The following is a 17,401-nucleotide window of genomic DNA, read 5'->3' on the forward strand; positions in this document are numbered from 1 at the left end:
AATCGTGATCTCCGTGATGCCCCGTCAGAACGCGGCGGGGCGACCGGGGGCGGGGGTCAGGCGGTGGGCTCGGCCTCGCTCCCGGCACCGGCCTTGGCGGCGTCCTTGGCGTCCTTGGCGTCCTTGGCGTTGTCCTTGGCCTTGGGCTGGGCGTCCACCCCGGCCTCGCGGCGCTGGGCCGGAGTGATGGGGGTGGGGGCGCCGGTCAGCGGGTCGCCGCCGGTGGAGGTCTTCGGGAAGGCGATGACGTCCCGGATGGTGTCGTAGCCGCCCAGCAGGGTGACCACGCGGTCCAGGCCGAGCGCGATGCCGCCGTGCGGCGGCGGGCCGTAGTTGAAGGCGTCCAGCAGGAAGCCGAACTGCGCGGCGGCCTCCTCCTCGGACAGGCCGATCGCGTCGAACGCCCGCTTCTGCACCTCGCGCTGGTGGATGCGGATCGAACCGCCGCCCAGCTCCGAGCCGTTGAGGACCAGGTCGTAGGCGTTGGAGAGCGCGCTGCCCGGGTCGGTGTCGAAGGTGGCCAGCGACTCGGCGGTCGGCGCGGTGAAGGGGTGGTGCACGGCGTGCCAGCCCTGGAACTCGCCCTTGTCGTCCTCGATCGGCTCGAACATCGGGAAGTCCACGACCCAGAGGAAGGCCCACTGCGACTCGTCGATCAGCTGGCAGCGGCGGCCGATCTCCAGGCGGGCGGCGCCGAGCAGCTCCTGCGAGGGGGTCTTCTTGCCGGCCGCGAAGAACACCGCGTCGCCGGGCTTGGCGCCCGCGGCGGCGGCCAGGCCGGCCAGGTGCTCCTCGGACAGGTTCTTGGCGACCGGGCCGCGCAGCTCGCCGGTCTCGGCGTCCACCAGGACGTACGCGAGGCCGCGGGCGCCGCGGGCCTTGGCCCAGTCCTGCCAGGCGTCGAGCTGCTTGCGGGGCTGCGAGGCGCCGCCGGGCATCACGACCGCGCCGACGTACGGGGCCTGGAAGACCCGGAACCCGGTGCCCTTGAAGTACGCGGTGAGGTCGGTGAGCTCCTGGCCGAAGCGGACGTCCGGCTTGTCGGAGCCGTAGCGCGCCATCGCGTCGGCGTAGGTCAGGCGGGGCAGCGGGTTCGGGATCTCGTACCCGTGCACCTCCTTCCAGATCCGGCCGACGATCTTCTCGCCGAGGGCCAGCACGTCCTCCTGGTCGACGAAGGACGCCTCGACGTCGAGCTGGGTGAACTCGGGCTGCCGGTCGGCGCGGAAGTCCTCGTCGCGGAAGCAGCGGGCGATCTGGTAGTAGCGCTCCATGCCGGCCACCATCAGCAGCTGCTTGAACAGCTGCGGCGACTGCGGCAGGGCGTACCAGTGGCCCGGCTGGAGGCGGACCGGGACGAGGAAGTCGCGGGCGCCCTCGGGGGTGGAGCGGGTCAGGTACGGGGTCTCGATGTCGAGGTAGTCGTTCTCCTCCATCACCGTGCGGATGATGTGGTTGACCTTCGAGCGCAGCCGCAGCGCGCGGGCCGGGCCCTCGCGGCGCAGGTCGAGGTAGCGGTAGCGCAGCCGCACCTCCTCGTTGACCGAGCCGGGCTCGTACTCGGCGACCTGGAACGGCAGCGGCGCGGCCTCGGACAGCACCTCGATGGACTCCACGACGACCTCGACCGCGCCGGTCGGGATGTCCGGGTTCTCGTTGCCCTCGGGGCGGACCCGGACCTCGCCGGTCACCTTCACGCAGTACTCGGACCGCAGCCCGTGCACCGACTCCAGGTCGCGGACCACGACCTGCACGGTGCCGGAGGCGTCCCGCAGGTCGATGAAGGCCACGCCGCCGTGGTCACGGCGGCGGGCCACCCAGCCGGCCAGGGTGACGGTGGTGCCGGCGTGCTCCGCGCGGAGCGTGCCCACGTCGTGCGTGCGGATCACAGCTGCTTCTCCTTCAGGGTGGTGACGAGCGCCGCCAGGGCGACGGGGGTCTGCTCGCCGGACTCCAGGTCCTTGAGCTGGACCACGCCCTCGGCGAGGTCCCGGTCGCCCGCGATCAGGGCGTAGCGCGCCCCCGACCGGTTGGCGGACTTCATGGCGTTCTTGATGCTCTTGACGCCGAAGGCGAGGTCGGTGGCGACGCCGGCCCGGCGCAGCTCGACGGCCTTGGCGAACAGCACGCTCTTGGCCTCCTCGCCGAGCGCCACCGCGTACACCTCGGTGGTGCCGGGCAGGTCGAGGACGACGCCCTCGGCCTCCAGCGCGAGGAAGGTGCGGTCCACGCCCAGGCCCCAGCCGACCGAGGGCAGCGCCGGGCCGCCGAGCATCTCGGACAGGCCGTCGTAGCGGCCGCCGCCGCCGATCGCGGACTGCGCGCCGAGGCCGCCGTGCACGAACTCGAAGGTGGTGCGGGTGTAGTAGTCCAGGCCGCGCACCAGCTTGGGGTCGTCGACGAACGCGACGCCCGCGGCGGTGAGCAGCTCGCGGACCTTCTCGTCGTACGCCTTGCAGTCCTCGCACAGGTGGTCGCGCAGCCTGGGCGCGTCCACCAGCTGGGCCTGGACGGCCTCGCGCTTGTCGTCCAGCACGCGCAGCGGGTTGATCTCGGCGCGGCGGCGGGTCTCCTCGTCCAGGTCGAGGCCGGAGAGGAACTCGACCAGGGCGGCGCGGTAGGCCGGGCGGCACTGCCGGTCGCCGAGGCTGTTGAGCAGCAGCCGGTAGTCGCGCAGGCCGAGCGAGCGGAAGGCGTCGTCGGCCAGGATGATCAGCTCGGCGTCCAGCGCCGGGTCCTCGGCGCCGATCGCCTCGGCGCCGACCTGGGAGAACTGCCGGTAGCGGCCCTTCTGCGGGCGCTCGTAGCGGTAGAAGTTGCCGGAGTACCAGAGCTTGACCGGCAGGTTGCCCAGCTTGTGGAGGTTGGCCTCCAGCGCGGCGCGCACCACCGAGGCGGTGCCCTCGGGGCGCAGCGCGAGCGACTCGCTGCTCTCCGGGCGCTTGGCGATGGCGAACATCTCCTTGGTGACGATGTCCGTGGACTCGCCGACGCCGCGGGAGAACAGCTTGACGTCCTCGAAGACCGGGGTCTCGACGTAGCCGTAGCCGGCCCGGCGCAGCGGCGCGGAGAGCCGGTCGCGGATCGCCAGGTAGGCGGCCGAGTTGACCGTCGGCAGCAGGTCGTAGGTGCCCTTGGGGGCGGTGAAGGTGCTCAACTTCTCTTCCGTCACATTCCTCGTCGCGGGAAGGCCGGTGCGCCCTGCGCACCGCCCGCCTGCTGGAGGTAGGGGTTGGTGGCGCGCTCGCGGCCGATGGTGGTCTGGGAGCCGTGGCCGGAGAGCACCACGGTCGCGTCGTCGAGGGGCAGGCACACCCGGGCCAGCGAGCGCATGATCGCCGCGCTGTCCCCGCCCGGGAGGTCGGTACGCCCGATGGAGCCGGCGAACAGCAGGTCGCCCGAGAAGAGCACCGGCGGGACCTCTGCCGATGCGGGCGTCCTGAACGTCACCGACCCCTCGGTATGGCCGGGGGCGTGGTCGACGGTGAGCCGCAGCCCGGCGAGCTCCAGCACGCCGCCGTCGGTCAACTCGCGGACGTCGTCCGGCTCGCCGACGGTGATCGAGCCCATCAGCTGCTGCCCGAGCGAGCGCCCGAGCGCCTTCTCCGGGTCGGCCAGCATGAAGCGGTCCGCGGGGTGGATCCAGGCCGGTACGCCCTGCGCGCCGCAGACCGGGACCACCGAGGCGACGTGGTCGATGTGCCCGTGGGTGAGCAGCACCGCGACCGGCTTGAGCCGGTGCTCGCGGATCAACTCCTCGACGCCGTCGGCCGCTTCGTGGCCCGGGTCGACGATCACGCACTCCTCGCCGGCGGCGGGTGCGACCAGGTAGCAGTTGGTGCCCCAGGCCCCGGCGGGGAATCCGGCGACGAACACGCGAGTCCTTCGTTCATGCGGTGGCGGTCTGCTTTTCCCCCGCAGCCTACCGGCGGCACCGGGCCGCGGGCGAACCGGTTGTCCGGTGCGTTCAGGGCTTTCTCATCTCGCGCTGATCCCGTCCTGACGGGCGGGGTCCTTACACTGGGCCGCCGACGGGTGCGATGATCCGTGCACGCCAGCTCGAAGTCCCCCCACTACACATCCCAGGAGACACGTCCGGTGGTCAGCAGCGAACAGCGGCGACGGCAGCTCGCCCGTGAGAAGTACGAGCGCCAGATGCAGGCGCGCGCCGAGGCGTCCGCCAAGCGCAGGAAGCGCAACGCGATCGTCGCCGGGGTGCTGGCCGTCGTGGTGATCGGCGGCGTCTCCAGCGTCGCCGCGGGCGTGTTCGACTCGGACAAGAAGAAGGACGACAAGGCCGCCTCCGCCGCGCCGTCCCCGTCCGCGAGCGGCAAGCAGTGGGCCACCGAGCCCGCGATGTCGATCGACACCGCCGCCGCGTACACCGCGACGATGGACACCTCGGCCGGCAAGGTCACCTTCAGCCTGGACGCGGCGAAGGCCCCGCACACCGTCAACTCCTTCGTCTTCCTGGCCGGACAGCAGTTCTGGGACGGCACCAAGTGCCACCGCCTGACCACGGAGGGCATCTACGTCCTGCAGTGCGGCGACCCGACCGGCACCGGATCGGGCGGCCCGGGCTACCAGTTCGCGGACGAGAACCTCACCGGCGCGACCTACCCGGCGGGCACCGTGGCGATGGCCAACTCCGGCGCGAACACCAACGGCAGCCAGTTCTTCCTGGTCTACAAGGACACCCAACTTCCCCCCAGCTACACCCCGTTCGGCAAGATCACCGGCGGCCTGGACGTGCTGCAGAAGATCGCCGCCGCCGGTGTCCAGGGCGGCGGCGGCGACGGCGCGCCCGCCACTCCGGTCAACGTCACCGGCATCACCGCCGCGAAGGGCTGACCCGCCGCGAAAATCGACCGGCGCCGGATGCGGACAGCACCGGCGCTGGTCGCCTATGTTGCTGTTGTATAGGGTGCCCAGACCGTCGGCCGTCACCCTCGGCGCGAGAACAACGGCGGCTCGGGACGGCGGGCTCCATCGGTCCGCCGCACATCAACTGTGGACGACGCTCCCGCCCGTGGGCGTGGCGTCATGTGGAGGAGGCGCTGTGAGCAGCGACCCGTGGGGCCGTGTCGACGAGCAGGGGAACGTCTACGTGAGGACGGCCGACGGCGAACGCCAGGTCGGCTCCTGGCAGGCCGGCTCCCCCGAGGAGGCCCTCGCCTACTTCGAGCGCAAGTTCCAGGGCCTGGAGGCGGAGACCGCCCTCCTGGAGCACCGGGTGCGCAAGACCGACCTGGCCGCCAAGGAGGCGCAGGCCGCGCTGGAGCACCTGCGCGCCCAGGTCGCCGAGGCGCACGCGGTCGGCGACCTGGCCGGGCTCGCCGCCCGCCTGGACACCCTGGCCGGTGAGATCGAGACCCGGCAGAGCGAGCGCAAGGCCGCCCGGGCCAAGGCCCAGGAGGAGACCCGCGCCGCCAAGGAGGCGCTGGTCGCCGAGGCCGAGCAGCTCGCCGACTCCGAGCAGTGGCGGGAGGCCGGGGACCGGCTGCGCGCCCTGGTCGACAACTGGAAGGCGCTGCCGCGGCTGGACCGCAAGAGCGACGACGAGCTCTGGCACCGCTTCTCGCACGCCCGCTCGGTCTTCTCCAAGCACCGCAAGGCGCACTTCGCGGCGCTCGACTCGGAGCGCGAGTCGGCCCGTTCGGTCAAGGAGAAGCTGGTCGCCGAGGCCGAGGCGCTGTCCGGCTCCACCGAGTGGGGCCCGACCGCCGCCGCCTACCGCGACCTGATGACCCAGTGGAAGGCCGCCGGCCGCGCCCAGCGGGACGCGGAGGAGGAGCTGTGGGCCCGCTTCCGCGGCGCCCAGGACGTCTTCTTCCAGGCCAGGTCCGCCGCGTTCTCCGAGCGCGACGCCGAGCAGGGCGAGAACCAGAAGGCCAAGGAGGCGCTGCTGGTCGAGGCCGAGGCGATCCTGCCGATCACCGACCTGAAGGCCGCCAAGGCCGCGCTGCGCGACGTCTCCGAGCGCTGGGAGGCGATCGGCCACGTCCCGCGCGACGCCCGCCCGAAGCTGGACGGCCGGCTCAACGCGGTGGAGCGCGCCGTCCGCGAGGCCGAGGAGGCCGAGTGGCAGCGCTCCAACCCGGAGGCCCGGGCCCGCGCCACCGGCATGACCGCCCTGCTCCAGGCCGCCGTCGACAAGCTCCGCGCCGACCTGGACAAGGCCCGCGCCGCGGGCAACACGTCCCGGGCCGCCAAGCTGGAGGCCGAGCTGGAGGGCCGCCAGGCGCTGCTCGACCAGGCCCAGAAGTCGCTCCAGGAGTTCACCTCCTGACCCGGCTCCGCACGAAGGGCCCCCGTCCGATGCGGACGGGGGCCCTTCGCGTGCGGGCCCTCCGCGTGCGGGGTCACACCACCGAGGGCGAGGCGGCGGGCGACTCCAGCTGGTCCAGGTCGAGGCTCTGGTCCGGCCCGGGGGTGGCGCTGGGGACGGGGGTGCCGAACTCGCTGAACTCGACCTTCCCGGCGTCCTGCTCCAGCTCCAGCGGCACCGGCGCGCCGGTGGTGGCCACGTACAGGGTGCCGGTGCCGGAGCCGCCGCTCAGCGCGAGGGCGGGGCGGCCCTGCACGGTGGCCGGTTCGCCCCGGGTCAGGCCGCTCCCCGCGCTGCCGAGCCGGTCGGCCAGCGCGGCCAGGTCGCACAGCTCGGTGATCTCGGCGAAGTCCGGGTTGTCGCTGGTGGTCCGCAGGTAGCGGTCGCCGACCCGGTCGGACATCGCCGAACCGCCGTGGGTCTGCCAGAACTCCTGGTCGGGTCTCACCCACAGCTGCGGGCCGGCCTTGACCACCTCGAAGCTGCCGACGCCGAGCTGGCCGAGCGTGCCGGTGCAGTCGCCGGCGGTGTTCAGCCGCAGGTCCACCCGGATGCGCGCGCCCTGGGTGCTCAGCGTGCCGGCCGTCCGGACCGTGCCCGCGTCCCGGAGGCCCTGCACCGCCCGCTGGAGGGCCTGGTCGGCCGGGAGTCCGGCCACCCCGTTGTCCCCGGGTGCGGAGGCCGCCGCCGCGGAGGCCGTCACCGCGCTGCCGGTGCCGCCGGCCGCCGGAGCCGCCCGAGCCGCCGCCGCAGCCGGCCACCAGCGCCGCGGCCGCCGCCGCGCCGACCGCCGCCGTCCTGAGCCGTACGCCGTGCACGCTGCCTCCCGGAAAGCCGTCCGCCCCCACCCGGCCAGTGTCGGCGGGGCGGGGGCGGGCGGCGACCGGAGCGGCCGCGGGGCCGCCGGACCTGCGGCTACCTGTTGCGCGCGGAGGTGACCCGGTAGACGTCGTAGACGCCCTCGACGCCGCGCACCGCCTTGAGCACGTGGCCCAGGTGCTTGGGGTCGCCCATCTCGAAGGTGAACCGGCTCATCGCGACCCGGTCGCGGGAGGTCTGCACGGCCGCCGACAGGATGTTGACGTGCTGGTCGGAGAGCACCCGGGTGACGTCCGAGAGCAGCCGGGAGCGGTCCAGCGCCTCCACCTGGATGGCGACCAGGAAGACCGAGGACTGGGTGGCCGCCCACTCGACCTCGATCATCCGCTCGGGCTGCTGCTGGAGGGACTCCACGTTGACGCAGTCCGCGCGGTGCACCGAGACGCCGTTGCCGCGGGTGATGAAGCCGACGATCGGGTCGCCGGGCACCGGGGTGCAGCAGCGCGCCAGCTTCACCCAGACGTCGTCCACGCCCTTGACGATGACGCCCGGGTCGCCCTTGGCCCGGCGGCGCATCGCGCGCGGCTGGTGCGAGGGGGTGGCGGTCTCGGCGAGGTCCTCGACCGCGCCCTCCTCGCCGCCCATCGCCTGGACCAGCTTCTGCACGATCGCCTGCGCGGCGACGTGGCCCTCGCCGATCGCCGCGTACAGCGAGGAGATGTCCGGGTAGCGCATCTCGTGGGCGAGGGTGACCAGCGAGTCCCCGGTGAGGATGCGCTGGATCGGCAGGCCCTGCTTGCGCATCGCCCGGGCGATCGCCTCCTTGCCCTGCTCGATCGCCTCCTCGCGGCGCTCCTTGGAGAACCAGGCGCGGATCTTGTTCCGGGCCCGGGGCGACTTGACGAAGCTCAGCCAGTCCCGGGACGGGCCGGCGTTCTCCGCCTTGGAGGTGAACACCTCCACCGCGTCGCCGTTCTCCAGCGTCGACTCCAGCGGCACCAGCCGGCCGTTGACCCGGGCGCCGATGCACCGGTAGCCGACCTCGGTGTGCACCGCGAACGCGAAGTCCACCGGGGTGGCCTGCGCGGGCAGCGCTATCACGTCGCCCTTCGGGGTGAAGACGAAGACCTCGTTGCTGGACAGGTCGAAGCGCAGCGACTCCAGGAACTCGCTCGGGTCCTCGGTCTCCTTCTGCCAGTCCAGCAGCTGCCGCAGCCAGGCCATCTCGTTGACCGCGTCGGCCTTGTCGTGCTGCCGCCCGTGGGTGGGCGTGTCGGTGCGCACCTTGGAGGCGCCGGCCACCGCGCGCTGCTTGTACTTCCAGTGCGCGGCGATGCCGTACTCGGCGCGGCGGTGCATGTCGAAGGTGCGGATCTGGAGTTCGACGGGCTTGCCGCCGGGGCCGATCACCGTGGTGTGCAGCGACTGGTACATGTTGAACTTGGGCATCGCGATGTAGTCCTTGAACCGCCCCGGCACCGGGTTCCACCGCGCGTGGATGGTGCCCAGCGCCGCGTAGCAGTCGCGGACGGTGTCGACCAGGACCCGGATGCCCACCAGGTCGTAGATCTCGGCGAAGTCCCGGCCCCGGACGATCATCTTCTGGTAGACCGAGTAGTAGTGCTTGGGCCGGCCGGTCACCTGCGCGGTGATCCGGGCCCCGCGCAGGTCGCCCTGCACCTGGTCGATCACGGTGGCCAGGTACTCGTCGCGCTTGGGGGCGCGCTCGGCCACCAGCCGGACGATCTCGTCGTACATCTTGGGGTAGAGGATGGCGAAGGCCAGGTCCTCCAGCTCCCACTTGATGGTGTTCATGCCCAGCCGGTGCGCCAGCGGGGCGTAGATCTCCAGCGTCTCGCGGGCCTTCTTCTCCTGCTTCTCCCGCTTGAGGTAGCGCATCGTGCGCATGTTGTGCAGCCGGTCGGCGAGCTTGATCACCAGTACCCGCGGGTCCTTGGCCATCGCCACGACCATCTTGCGGACGGTCTCCGCCTGGGCGGCCTCGCCGAACTTGACCCGGTCCAGCTTGGTCACGCCGTCGACCAGCAGCGCCACCGAGCCGCCGAAGTCCTGCCGGAGCGTCTCCAGGCCGTAGTCGGTGTCCTCCACCGTGTCGTGCAGCAGGCCGGCCATCAGGGTCGGCGCGTCCATCCCCAGCTCGGCCAGGATGGTGGCCACCGCCAGCGGGTGGGTGATGTACGGGTCGCCGCTCTTGCGCTTCTGCCCGCGGTGCCACTTCTCCGCGACGGCGTACGCCCGCTCGATGTCCTTCAGCAGCCCCGGGTCGGCCTTGGGGTCGTTCGCCCGGATCGTCCGGAACAGCGGCTCCAGCACCGGGTTGACCATCGAACTGCGCTGTCCGCCCAGCCGCGCAAGCCGAGCCCGCATCCCGCCCTGCGAGGAACGGGAACTGGCGGCAGCGGCCGTGGGCACAACCTCGTCGGGCAAGGACACTCCTACGTCGGATCAACCTTCATCGTACCGACAGTGCGCCCCCCTGCGGCGGCGCGCCCGCCTCGAACGGAGAACCGCCCGGGAACGGTCGTGTTCCCGGGCGGCCCTCGAACAGCGCGGTGTCACACCACGACGAGCGTCTCCAGCGGTGCGCCGTGCAGGTGCGCGGCGAGCTTCGCGCGCCCCGGCAGGAAGCCGAGCTCCATCAGCACCACCACGCCGGCCAGTTCCGCCCCGGCCTCCTGGACCAGGTCGAGCGACGCGGCGATCGTCCCGCCGGTGGCCAGCACGTCGTCCACCACCAGCACCCGCTCGCCGGGCTCGAACGCGTCGCACTGCACCTCCAGCGTCGCCGACCCGTACTCCAGGTCGTACGAGCGGGAGAACACCTCGCCGGGCAGCTTGCCCTTCTTGCGGATCGGGACGAACCCGAGGCCCGCGGCGAACGCGGCCGGCGCGGCGAGCACGAACCCCCGCGCCTCCAGCCCGACCACCTTGGTGGCGCCGAGCTCCTTCGCCCGTCCGGCCAGCGCCCGGGTCAGCGCGCCGAACGCCTCGGCGTCGGCGAGCAGGGGGGCGATGTCCTTGAACAGGACACCCGGCTTCGGGTAGTCCCGCACGTCCCGGATCCGGCTGTTGAGCAGCTCGGACAGGACGGGGTCGGTGGTGGAGGTCACGGGGGTTCCTTCGCGGAGGGTCAGCGCTTGCCGGACGGCCGGCCCTTGCCTCGGGCGCGGCCGGCCGGCTGGTTACGCTGTCCGACCATACCGGCCGGAACCTCGTCCCCGGTCACCTCCGCACTGTCGGGGTCCTCACCCCGGGCCTCGGCCTCGGCCGCGGCCTTGGCCTCCGAGGCGCGCCGCTGGGCGACCCGCTTGGCCAGCGCCTTCATGTCCGGGGACTGCTCCTTGAGCTGCGCGAGCAGCGGGGTGGCCACGCAGATGGAGGAGTAGGCACCGGCCGCGAGGCCGATGAACAGGGCCAGCGAGATGTCGTTCAGGGTGCCGGCGCCGAGCAGGCCACCGCCGATGAAGAGCAGCGCGGAGACCGGCAGCAGGGCCACCACCGTGGTGTTGATCGAGCGCACCAGGGTCTGGTTGAGGCCGTGGTTGGCGGCCTCGCTGTAGGTGCGGCGGGACTGCTTGGTGAGGCCCCGGGTGTTCTCCTTCACGGTGTCGAAGACGACGACCGTGTCGTAGAGCGAGTAGCCGAGGATGGTCAGGAAGCCGATCACGGTGCCCGGGGTGACCTCGAAGCCGACCAGGGCGTAGACGCCGATGGTGATCAGGAGGTCGTGGATCAGGGCGACCAGGGCGGCCACCGCCATCCGCCACTCGAAGGCGATCGCCATGTAGACGGTGACCAGCACCATGAAGACGATCAGGCCGGTCAGCGCCTTCTTGGAGATGTCGGCACCCCAGGAGGGGCCGATCACCTGGGCGTTGACGTCCTTCTCCTGGACGCCGACCGCCTCGGAGAACTCCTTGGTGAAGGTGGTCGCCGGGATCGACTCCTGGGCGCTGACCTGGATCCGGACGTCGCCCTTGTCCGTGGTCTGCACCAGCGCGGTGTGCGAGCCGATGATCCGGTCGGCGGTGTCCTTCGCCTGGGAGGCGCTCAGGCCGGGCTTGTGCACGGTGTAGACCGAGCCGCCCTTGAACTCGATGCCCAGGTGCAGGCCCAGGGCCAGGCCGATGCCGGCCACCAGGACGATCACCGCGGAGATCGAGTACCAGATCTTCCGCTTGCCCACGAAGTCGAAGGAGACCTCGCCCTGGTAGAGGCGGTGACCGATGTTGCGGAGCGACATGGGTCAGACCTCCTGGGTCGTGGTGGGACGGCGGCGGGAGCCGCGCAGCGGCGGACGGGCGCCGAGCCGCTTCGGGTCCAGGCCGGACAGCGGGTGGCCGGAGGCGAAGAACTTGGTGCGGGCGAGCAGGCTGATCAGCGGCTTGGTGAACAGGAAGATCACCACGACGTCGAGCAGGGTGGTCAGGCCCAGCGTGAAGGCGAAGCCCTGCACCTTGCCGACCGACACCAGGTACAGCACCGCGGCGCACAGGAAGGAGACGAAGTCCGAGACCAGGATGGTGCGCCGGGCCCGCGGCCAGGCGCGCTGCACGGCGGCCCGCAGCTGGGCGCCCTCGCGGACCTCGTCCCGGATGCGCTCGAAGTACACGATGAAGGAGTCCGCGGTGATGCCGATCGCGACGATCGCGCCGCAGACCGCGGGCAGGTTCAGCGCGAAGCCGATGCCCGCGCCCAGCAGGCTCATGATCGACCAGGTCAGGATGCCCGAGACGACCAGGCCGGCGATCGAGATCAGGCCCAGGCCGCGGTAGTAGACCAGCGAGTACGCGACCACCAGCAGCATGCCGATCAGACCGGCGATCAGACCGGCCTTCAGCTGCTCGGAGCCGAGCTGCGGGGAGACGGTGGTGACGTCGCTCTTCACGAAGTCCAGCGGGAGCGCGCCGTAACTCAGCACGTTCGCCAGCGACTTGGCGTCGTCCGAGGTGAAGCTGCCGTTGATCACGGCGCTGCCGCCGGTGATCGACTCCTGCACGTACGGGTGGGAGACGACCTGGCCGTCCAGCACGATGGCGAACTGGTTGGCCGGGGAGGACTGGGTGGCCAGCTGGCCGGTGGTGGAGGCGAAGGCCTTGGAGCCGGCGTCGTTGAACGACAGGTCGACCATCCAGCCCTTGCCGGTCTGGGTGTCGTACACGGCCTGCGCCTTGGTGACGTCCGAGCCGTTCACCGCGACGCCGCCGAGCACGAACTTGTACCAGAGGCCCTGCTCCGCGTCGTACGAGCAGGCCAGGGCCGGCGCGGTCTGGTCGCTGGTCTGGTAGTTCTTGCGCTGCTCCTTGACCGAGCAGTCCAGCGCGGCGTACTGCTGCTGGAGCGCGGCGGTGGCGGGGTCCGGGGTGGGCGCGGCGGCCGGGTCGGCGGCGGGCGCGGAGGCCGGGGCGCTCGGCTGGGCGGCCGGGGCGGAGGCGCCGGCGCTCGCGGAGGCCGTCGGGTCGGCCTGGAGCGCGCCGGAGAGGGCGCGGCCGGCCTTGCTGGCGGACGCGGAGGGGGACGCCGGGGCGGAGGAGCCCGCGGCGGCGGAGGCACCGGCCGAGGCCGAGGCGCCCGCGCTCGGGGCGGCGGAGGCGGCGGCGTCCGGGGAGGCGGACGGGTCGGCCGGCTGCGGGGCCACGCCGGACGGCTCGGCGGCCAGCACCGGGCGGAAGTAGAGCTTGGCGGTGTCACCGACCTTGTCGGTGGACTGCTGCGTGTTACCACCGTCGGGAATGTTGACGATGATGTTGGCATTGCCCTGGGTCTGCACCTCCGCCTCGGAGACGCCCATGCCGTTGACGCGCTTCTGGATGATGCCGACCGCGGTGTTCAGATTGGTCTTGTTGACCGCGGAGGGGTCGTCCGACTTTGCGGTCAGCGTGACGCTGGTGCCACCGGCGAGGTCGATACCGAGACGGGGCTTGGTGTTGCCCGTCCCGAACATGAGGGCCACAAGGCCGACGGTGACCACCAGGATGAGCGCCAGCGCCCGTCCCGGGTATCCGTCGCGCGACCGCGACTTGGGTGTTGCCACCTTGCTCGTTTCTCCCTGTCCATGCCGCCCGGCGGCCGGCCTCCGGCCCCGCGCTGGCGGGGGCGGAAGGCGGCGGACGCACGACGGCCCACGAGGTCCTGTTGGGCTTGCGGCGGATGCCGCTGGTCGAGGGTGCCCCCGACCGTACTACTTGCTCTCGGGAGCCTCGGCGTCGGCCTTCGCCTCGTCCTTGGACAGGCTCAGGGGCTTCTCGTCGGCATCCGCGTCGACGGCCTCCTCGGCCTCGTCCTCGACGGGGCGGCCGTTGATGATCGCGTCGTACTCGAGCGGCTCCAGGACGGCCGCGATCGCGCCCTTGGTGTAGTGGGCCACCACACCGGGGGCGACCTCCAGCTCGACCGTCTCGTCGTTGACCGCCTTCACCAGCGCGTACATGCCGCCGATGGTGCGCACTCCCGATCCCGGCTGCAGCGCGGACTGCATGGTCTGCGCCTGGGCCTGTCGCTTCTTCTGCGAGCGGAACATCAGGAAGATCGCGAGGAGCGGGAGGATGAGGATGATCAGGTTCACGGCCAGGGTCCTTTGCGGCCGCTCTCGGCGACCAGTGCGTATACGTCGGCCCGTCGGGTGAGAGGGGCGGTCCGGCGGAGTCTAGGCGACCCGCACTGAACGGACAACGCCAAGCATGCCAGTGTGCCGCCGGAAGTGGCGAGCCTTGGCATGCACATAAACTCCCGATAAGGCGGCCGAGTTATGCCTGGCCGTCGGCCCACAGCCCGTTCTGCTGCCCGCCCCGGCCCGGCCTCGGACCGCCGGGCGCCGGCGGCGGGGTCAGCCCCAGGTGCCGCCAGGCCGCCGCGGTGGCGATCCGCCCGCGCGGGGTGCGCGCCAGCAGGCCCTCCCGGACCAGGAACGGCTCGGCCACCTCCTCGACCGTCTCCGACTCCTCGCCCACCGCCACCGCCAGCGTGGACAGGCCCACCGGACCGCCGCCGAACAGCTTCAGCAGCGCCTCCAGCACCGCCCGGTCCAGCCGGTCCAGGCCGCGCACGTCCACCTCGTAGACCTCCAGCGCCCGCGCGGCGATCTCCCGGGTGACCAGGCCGTCGTGCCGGACCTGCGCGAAATCCCTCACCCGGCGCAACAGCCGGTTGGCGATCCGCGGCGTGCCGCGCGAGCGCCCGGCGATCTCGGCCGCGCCCGCCGGGTCGATCTCGACGTCCAGCAGGCCCGCCGAGCGGTGCACCACCCGTTCCAGCTCGGCCGGGGCGTAGAACTCCATGTGCCCGGTGAAGCCGAACCGGTCGCGCAGCGGCGGCGGCAGCAGCCCGGCCCGGGTGGTCGCGCCGACCAGCGTGAACGGCGGCAGCTCCAGCGGGATCGCGGTGGCGCCCGGGCCCTTGCCGACGATCACGTCGACCCGGAAGTCCTCCATCGCCATGTACAGCATCTCCTCGGCGGGCCGGGACATCCGGTGGATCTCGTCGAGGAACAGCACCTCGCCCTCGGTCAGCGAGGACAGGATCGCCGCCAGGTCGCCCGCGTGCTGGATCGCCGGGCCGGAGGTGATCCGGATCGGGGCGTTCAGCTCCGCCGCGATGATCATCGACAGGGTGGTCTTGCCCAGTCCGGGCGGGCCGCTGAGCAGCACGTGGTCCGGCGCCGCCCCGCGCTTGCGGGCCGCCTGGAGGACCAGCGAGAGCTGCTCGCGCACCCTCTCCTGCCCGATGAACTCCTCCAGCAGCTTGGGCCGCAGCGCCGCCTCCACCGCCTGGTCCTCACCGTCGGCGGACGCCGCCAGCAGGCCGTCAACGGGCTCGGGCTCGTACGGGCTCATCGGAAGACTGCTCCCCATGTCGACTTGGCGACGGATCGCCACATTGCTTTACGGCGGTTCACCGGGCCCGGTTCAGCGGGCCCGGCTGGGCAGGCACGGCTCGGCGGACCCGGTTCAGCGGGCCCGGTTCAGCCCGCGCAGGGCGAGCCGCAGCAGCGCCCCGACGTCCGGCACCGACTGCGCCTCGGCCTCCGGCGTCACCCGGGCCACCGCCTCCTCCGCCTCCCGCGGAGCGTAGCCCAGGCCCACCAGCGCGGAGTGCAGCTGCTCGTGCCAGGGCGCCGGGCCGGAGGCCACCGGCTTCTGCGCCGGGACGGTGCCGTGCGGGGCGCCGAGCTTGTCCTTGTACTCCAGCAGCAGCTTCGCCGCCTTCGCCTTGCCGATGCCGGGCACCGCGATCAGCGCCTTCTCGTCGCCGCCCGCCACCGCCACCCGCAGCGCCTCCGGCGAGTGCACCCCGAGGATCGCCTGGGCCAGCTTCGGCCCGACCCCGGGCGCCGCCTGGAGCACCTCGAAGGTCGCCCGCTCGTCGTCGTCCGCGAACCCGAACAGCGTCAGCGAGTCCTCCCGCACCACCAGCGAGGTGGCCAGCCGGGCCACCTCCCCCACCCGCAGCCGGGCCAGCGTGGTCGGCGTGCACTGCACCGCCATCCCCACCCCGCCGACCTCCACCACGGCCACCCCGGCCCCCACCACCGCAACCGGCCCCTGCACAAAGGCGATCATGGTGAAGTCGTTCCTCTCGACGGTTCCGATTGCTTGCCGCGCCCCGCACCCGGCGGGGCGGCGGACCTACTCGACCTCTTGGCCCCGTCAGGGCCGCGGGGAGCTGCGCGAGCGGCCCGGCGCCCTGCCGTACGCCGCTCGGGGGGCGCCCGCCTGCGGCGCGGGCCCGTCCTGCGGCGCGGGCCCTTCCTGCCGCGCAGCGCCGTGCCAGGAGCCGCCGCCCGTGCCGTGCGCCTTGATCGCGGCGGTCAGCCGGTTGGTGGTGCCGCCGCGCCAGATGTGGCAGATCGCCAGCGCCAGGGCGTCCGCCGCGTCGGCGGGCTTGGGCGGGGCGTCCAGCCGGAGGATGCGGGTGACCATCGCGGTGACCTGGGCCTTGTCGGCCCGGCCGGAACCGGTGACGGCGGCCTTGACCTCGCTGGGGGTGTGCAGCGTGACCGGGATGCCGCGCCTGGTCGCGCAGAGCACGGCGACGGCGGAGGCCTGCGCGGTACCCATCACGGTGCGGACGTTGTGCTGGGCGAACACCCGCTCCACGGCGACGAGTTCGGGCGAGTACCGGTCGAGCCAGGACTCCAGGCCCTGCTCGATGGCGAGCAGCCGGGGGCCCAGCTCGTCCTCGGCCGGCGTGCGCACCACGCCGACGCCGAGCATCGCCAACTGCCGCCCGGGCAGCCCTTCGACCACCCCGACTCCGCACCTGGTCAGCCCAGGGTCCACGCCCAGCACTCGCACGGCCACACCTCTCTCCGACCTGCGCAGGTTACCCCCGGCCGCCGACAACACCCCGGACACGCCGCCGCCCGGCGACCGCGGAGAGCCACCGGGCGGAGGGAGGACGGGGGATCAGGCGTCCAGCTCGGCCATGATCTCGTCGGAGACGTCGAAGTTGGCGAAGACGTTCTGCACGTCGTCGCTGTCCTCCAGCGCGTCGATCAGCTTGAAGATCTTGCGGGCGCCGTCGGCGTCCAGCTCGACCTGCATGCTGGGGACGAAGTTGGCGTCGGCGGAGTCGTAGTCGATGCCCGCGTCGACCAGCGCGGTGCGGACCGCGACCATGTCGGTGGCCTCGGACATCACCTCGAAGGCCTCGCCCAGGTCGTTGACCTCCTCGGCGCCGGCGTCCAGCACGACGTCGAGGATCTTGTCCTCGTCCACGCCGTCGGCCTTGGGGACGATCACCACGCCCTTGCGGTTGAACAGGTACGACACCGAGCCCGGGTCGGCCATGTTGCCGCCGTTGCGGGTCATCGCGACGCGCACGTCGGAGGCGGCGCGGTTGCGGTTGTCGGTGAGGCACTCGATCAGGACGGCCACGCCGTTGGGGCCGTAGCCCTCGTACATGATCGTCGAGTAGTCGGCGCCGCCGGCCTCCGCACCGGAGCCGCGCTTGACGGCCCGGTTGATGTTGTCGATCGGGACGGAGCTCTTCTTGGCCTTCTGGATGGCGTCGTAGAGCGTGGGGTTGCCGGCGGGGTCGCCGCCGCCGGTGCGGGCCGCCACCTCGATGTTCTTGATCATCTTGGCGAAGAGCTTGCCGCGCTTGGCGTCGATCGCGGCCTTCTTGTGCTTGGTGGTAGCCCACTTAGAGTGGCCGGACATCGCCAGCTCCTTTTCGTCGCCAATGGGAAATGAACAGGGGAGATCCTACCGGTGCCGCACCGTCAGGTGGCAC

The 17,401-nt window shown here is 72.3% G+C and carries 14 protein-coding genes and 1 pseudogene; 2 read left to right on the plus strand and 13 right to left on the minus strand.

What is annotated here, in order from left to right; translation table 11 throughout:
- Positions 1-56: 56 nt before the first annotated feature.
- The 3 genes from aspS to K353_RS25535 are packed head-to-tail and all read right to left on the minus strand — an operon-like array spanning position 57 to position 3,876.
- Positions 57-1,889, minus strand: a complete 1,833-nt coding sequence (aspS, locus tag K353_RS25525) for an aspartate--tRNA ligase (protein ID WP_111555878.1) — start codon at positions 1,887-1,889, stop codon at positions 57-59.
- Entirely contained in the window at positions 1,886-3,157 is a 1,272-nt protein-coding gene (gene hisS / locus K353_RS25530; RefSeq protein WP_111555879.1) for a histidine--tRNA ligase, read from the minus strand. The genes aspS and hisS overlap by 4 nt, the downstream gene beginning before the upstream one ends.
- An 11-nt stretch (positions 3,158-3,168) precedes the next feature.
- The gene (locus tag K353_RS25535) at positions 3,169-3,876 is read right to left on the minus strand and encodes an MBL fold metallo-hydrolase (RefSeq protein WP_111555880.1); all 708 of its coding nucleotides are present in this window, start codon (positions 3,874-3,876) and stop codon (positions 3,169-3,171) included.
- Between the two features lie 222 nt (positions 3,877-4,098).
- On the opposite strand from K353_RS25535, the gene K353_RS25540 reads away from it, so the two are divergent.
- Both K353_RS25540 and K353_RS25545 read left to right on the plus strand, forming a co-directional pair.
- The gene (locus K353_RS25540) at positions 4,099-4,851 is read left to right on the plus strand and encodes a peptidylprolyl isomerase (protein WP_111555881.1); all 753 of its coding nucleotides are present in this window, start codon (positions 4,099-4,101) and stop codon (positions 4,849-4,851) included.
- 208 nt (positions 4,852-5,059) lie between these two features.
- Positions 5,060-6,289: a DUF349 domain-containing protein gene (locus K353_RS25545; protein ID WP_111555882.1), complete on the plus strand. Its 1,230-nt coding sequence runs from the start codon at positions 5,060-5,062 to the stop codon at positions 6,287-6,289.
- A 73-nt stretch (positions 6,290-6,362) separates the two neighbouring features.
- On the opposite strand, the gene K353_RS25550 is transcribed toward K353_RS25545, so the two are convergent.
- From K353_RS25550 to K353_RS25595, 10 genes and pseudogenes are all read right to left on the minus strand, one after another.
- Positions 6,363-7,031 carry a hypothetical protein gene (locus tag K353_RS25550; protein WP_233533829.1) on the minus strand — a complete coding sequence of 223 codons (669 nt, stop codon included), beginning with the start codon at positions 7,029-7,031 and terminating at the stop codon, positions 6,363-6,365.
- Positions 7,032-7,243: 212 nt separating this feature from the next.
- A pseudogene (locus tag K353_RS25555) lies at positions 7,244-9,538 on the minus strand (bifunctional (p)ppGpp synthetase/guanosine-3',5'-bis(diphosphate) 3'-pyrophosphohydrolase); the annotation flags it as partial.
- Positions 9,539-9,723: 185 nt separating this feature from the next.
- On the minus strand, positions 9,724-10,278 hold the full coding sequence (locus K353_RS25560; RefSeq protein ID WP_111555885.1) for an adenine phosphoribosyltransferase: 555 nt from the start codon (positions 10,276-10,278) through the stop codon (positions 9,724-9,726).
- 20 nt (positions 10,279-10,298) lie between these two features.
- Positions 10,299-11,411 carry a protein translocase subunit SecF gene (gene secF / locus K353_RS25565; protein ID WP_111555886.1) on the minus strand — a complete coding sequence of 371 codons (1,113 nt, stop codon included), beginning with the start codon at positions 11,409-11,411 and terminating at the stop codon, positions 10,299-10,301.
- 3 nt (positions 11,412-11,414) lie between these two features.
- On the minus strand, positions 11,415-13,202 hold the full coding sequence (secD, locus tag K353_RS25570; protein WP_111555887.1) for a protein translocase subunit SecD: 1,788 nt from the start codon (positions 13,200-13,202) through the stop codon (positions 11,415-11,417).
- Between the two features lie 147 nt (positions 13,203-13,349).
- Positions 13,350-13,733 carry a preprotein translocase subunit YajC gene (gene yajC / locus K353_RS25575; protein ID WP_233533830.1) on the minus strand — a complete coding sequence of 128 codons (384 nt, stop codon included), beginning with the start codon at positions 13,731-13,733 and terminating at the stop codon, positions 13,350-13,352.
- A gap of 181 nt (positions 13,734-13,914) precedes the next feature.
- Positions 13,915-15,000, minus strand: coding sequence for a Holliday junction branch migration DNA helicase RuvB (gene ruvB, locus K353_RS25580; protein WP_233533831.1), 1,086 nt, complete (start codon positions 14,998-15,000; stop codon positions 13,915-13,917).
- A gap of 114 nt (positions 15,001-15,114) precedes the next feature.
- Positions 15,115-15,726 (minus strand): Holliday junction branch migration protein RuvA, encoded by a 612-nt coding sequence (gene ruvA, locus K353_RS25585; protein WP_111555890.1) that lies wholly within the window; start codon positions 15,724-15,726, stop codon positions 15,115-15,117.
- Between the two features lie 87 nt (positions 15,727-15,813).
- Entirely contained in the window at positions 15,814-16,461 is a 648-nt protein-coding gene (gene ruvC, locus K353_RS25590; protein ID WP_111555910.1) for a crossover junction endodeoxyribonuclease RuvC, read from the minus strand.
- A 111-nt stretch (positions 16,462-16,572) separates the two neighbouring features.
- Positions 16,573-17,328 (minus strand): YebC/PmpR family DNA-binding transcriptional regulator, encoded by a 756-nt coding sequence (locus tag K353_RS25595; RefSeq protein ID WP_014134592.1) that lies wholly within the window; start codon positions 17,326-17,328, stop codon positions 16,573-16,575.
- Positions 17,329-17,401: the final 73 nt, after the last annotated feature.

The organism is Kitasatospora sp. SolWspMP-SS2h, from assembly GCF_003259315.1.
Taxonomy (GTDB): Bacteria; Actinomycetota; Actinomycetes; order Streptomycetales; family Streptomycetaceae; genus Kitasatospora; species Kitasatospora fiedleri.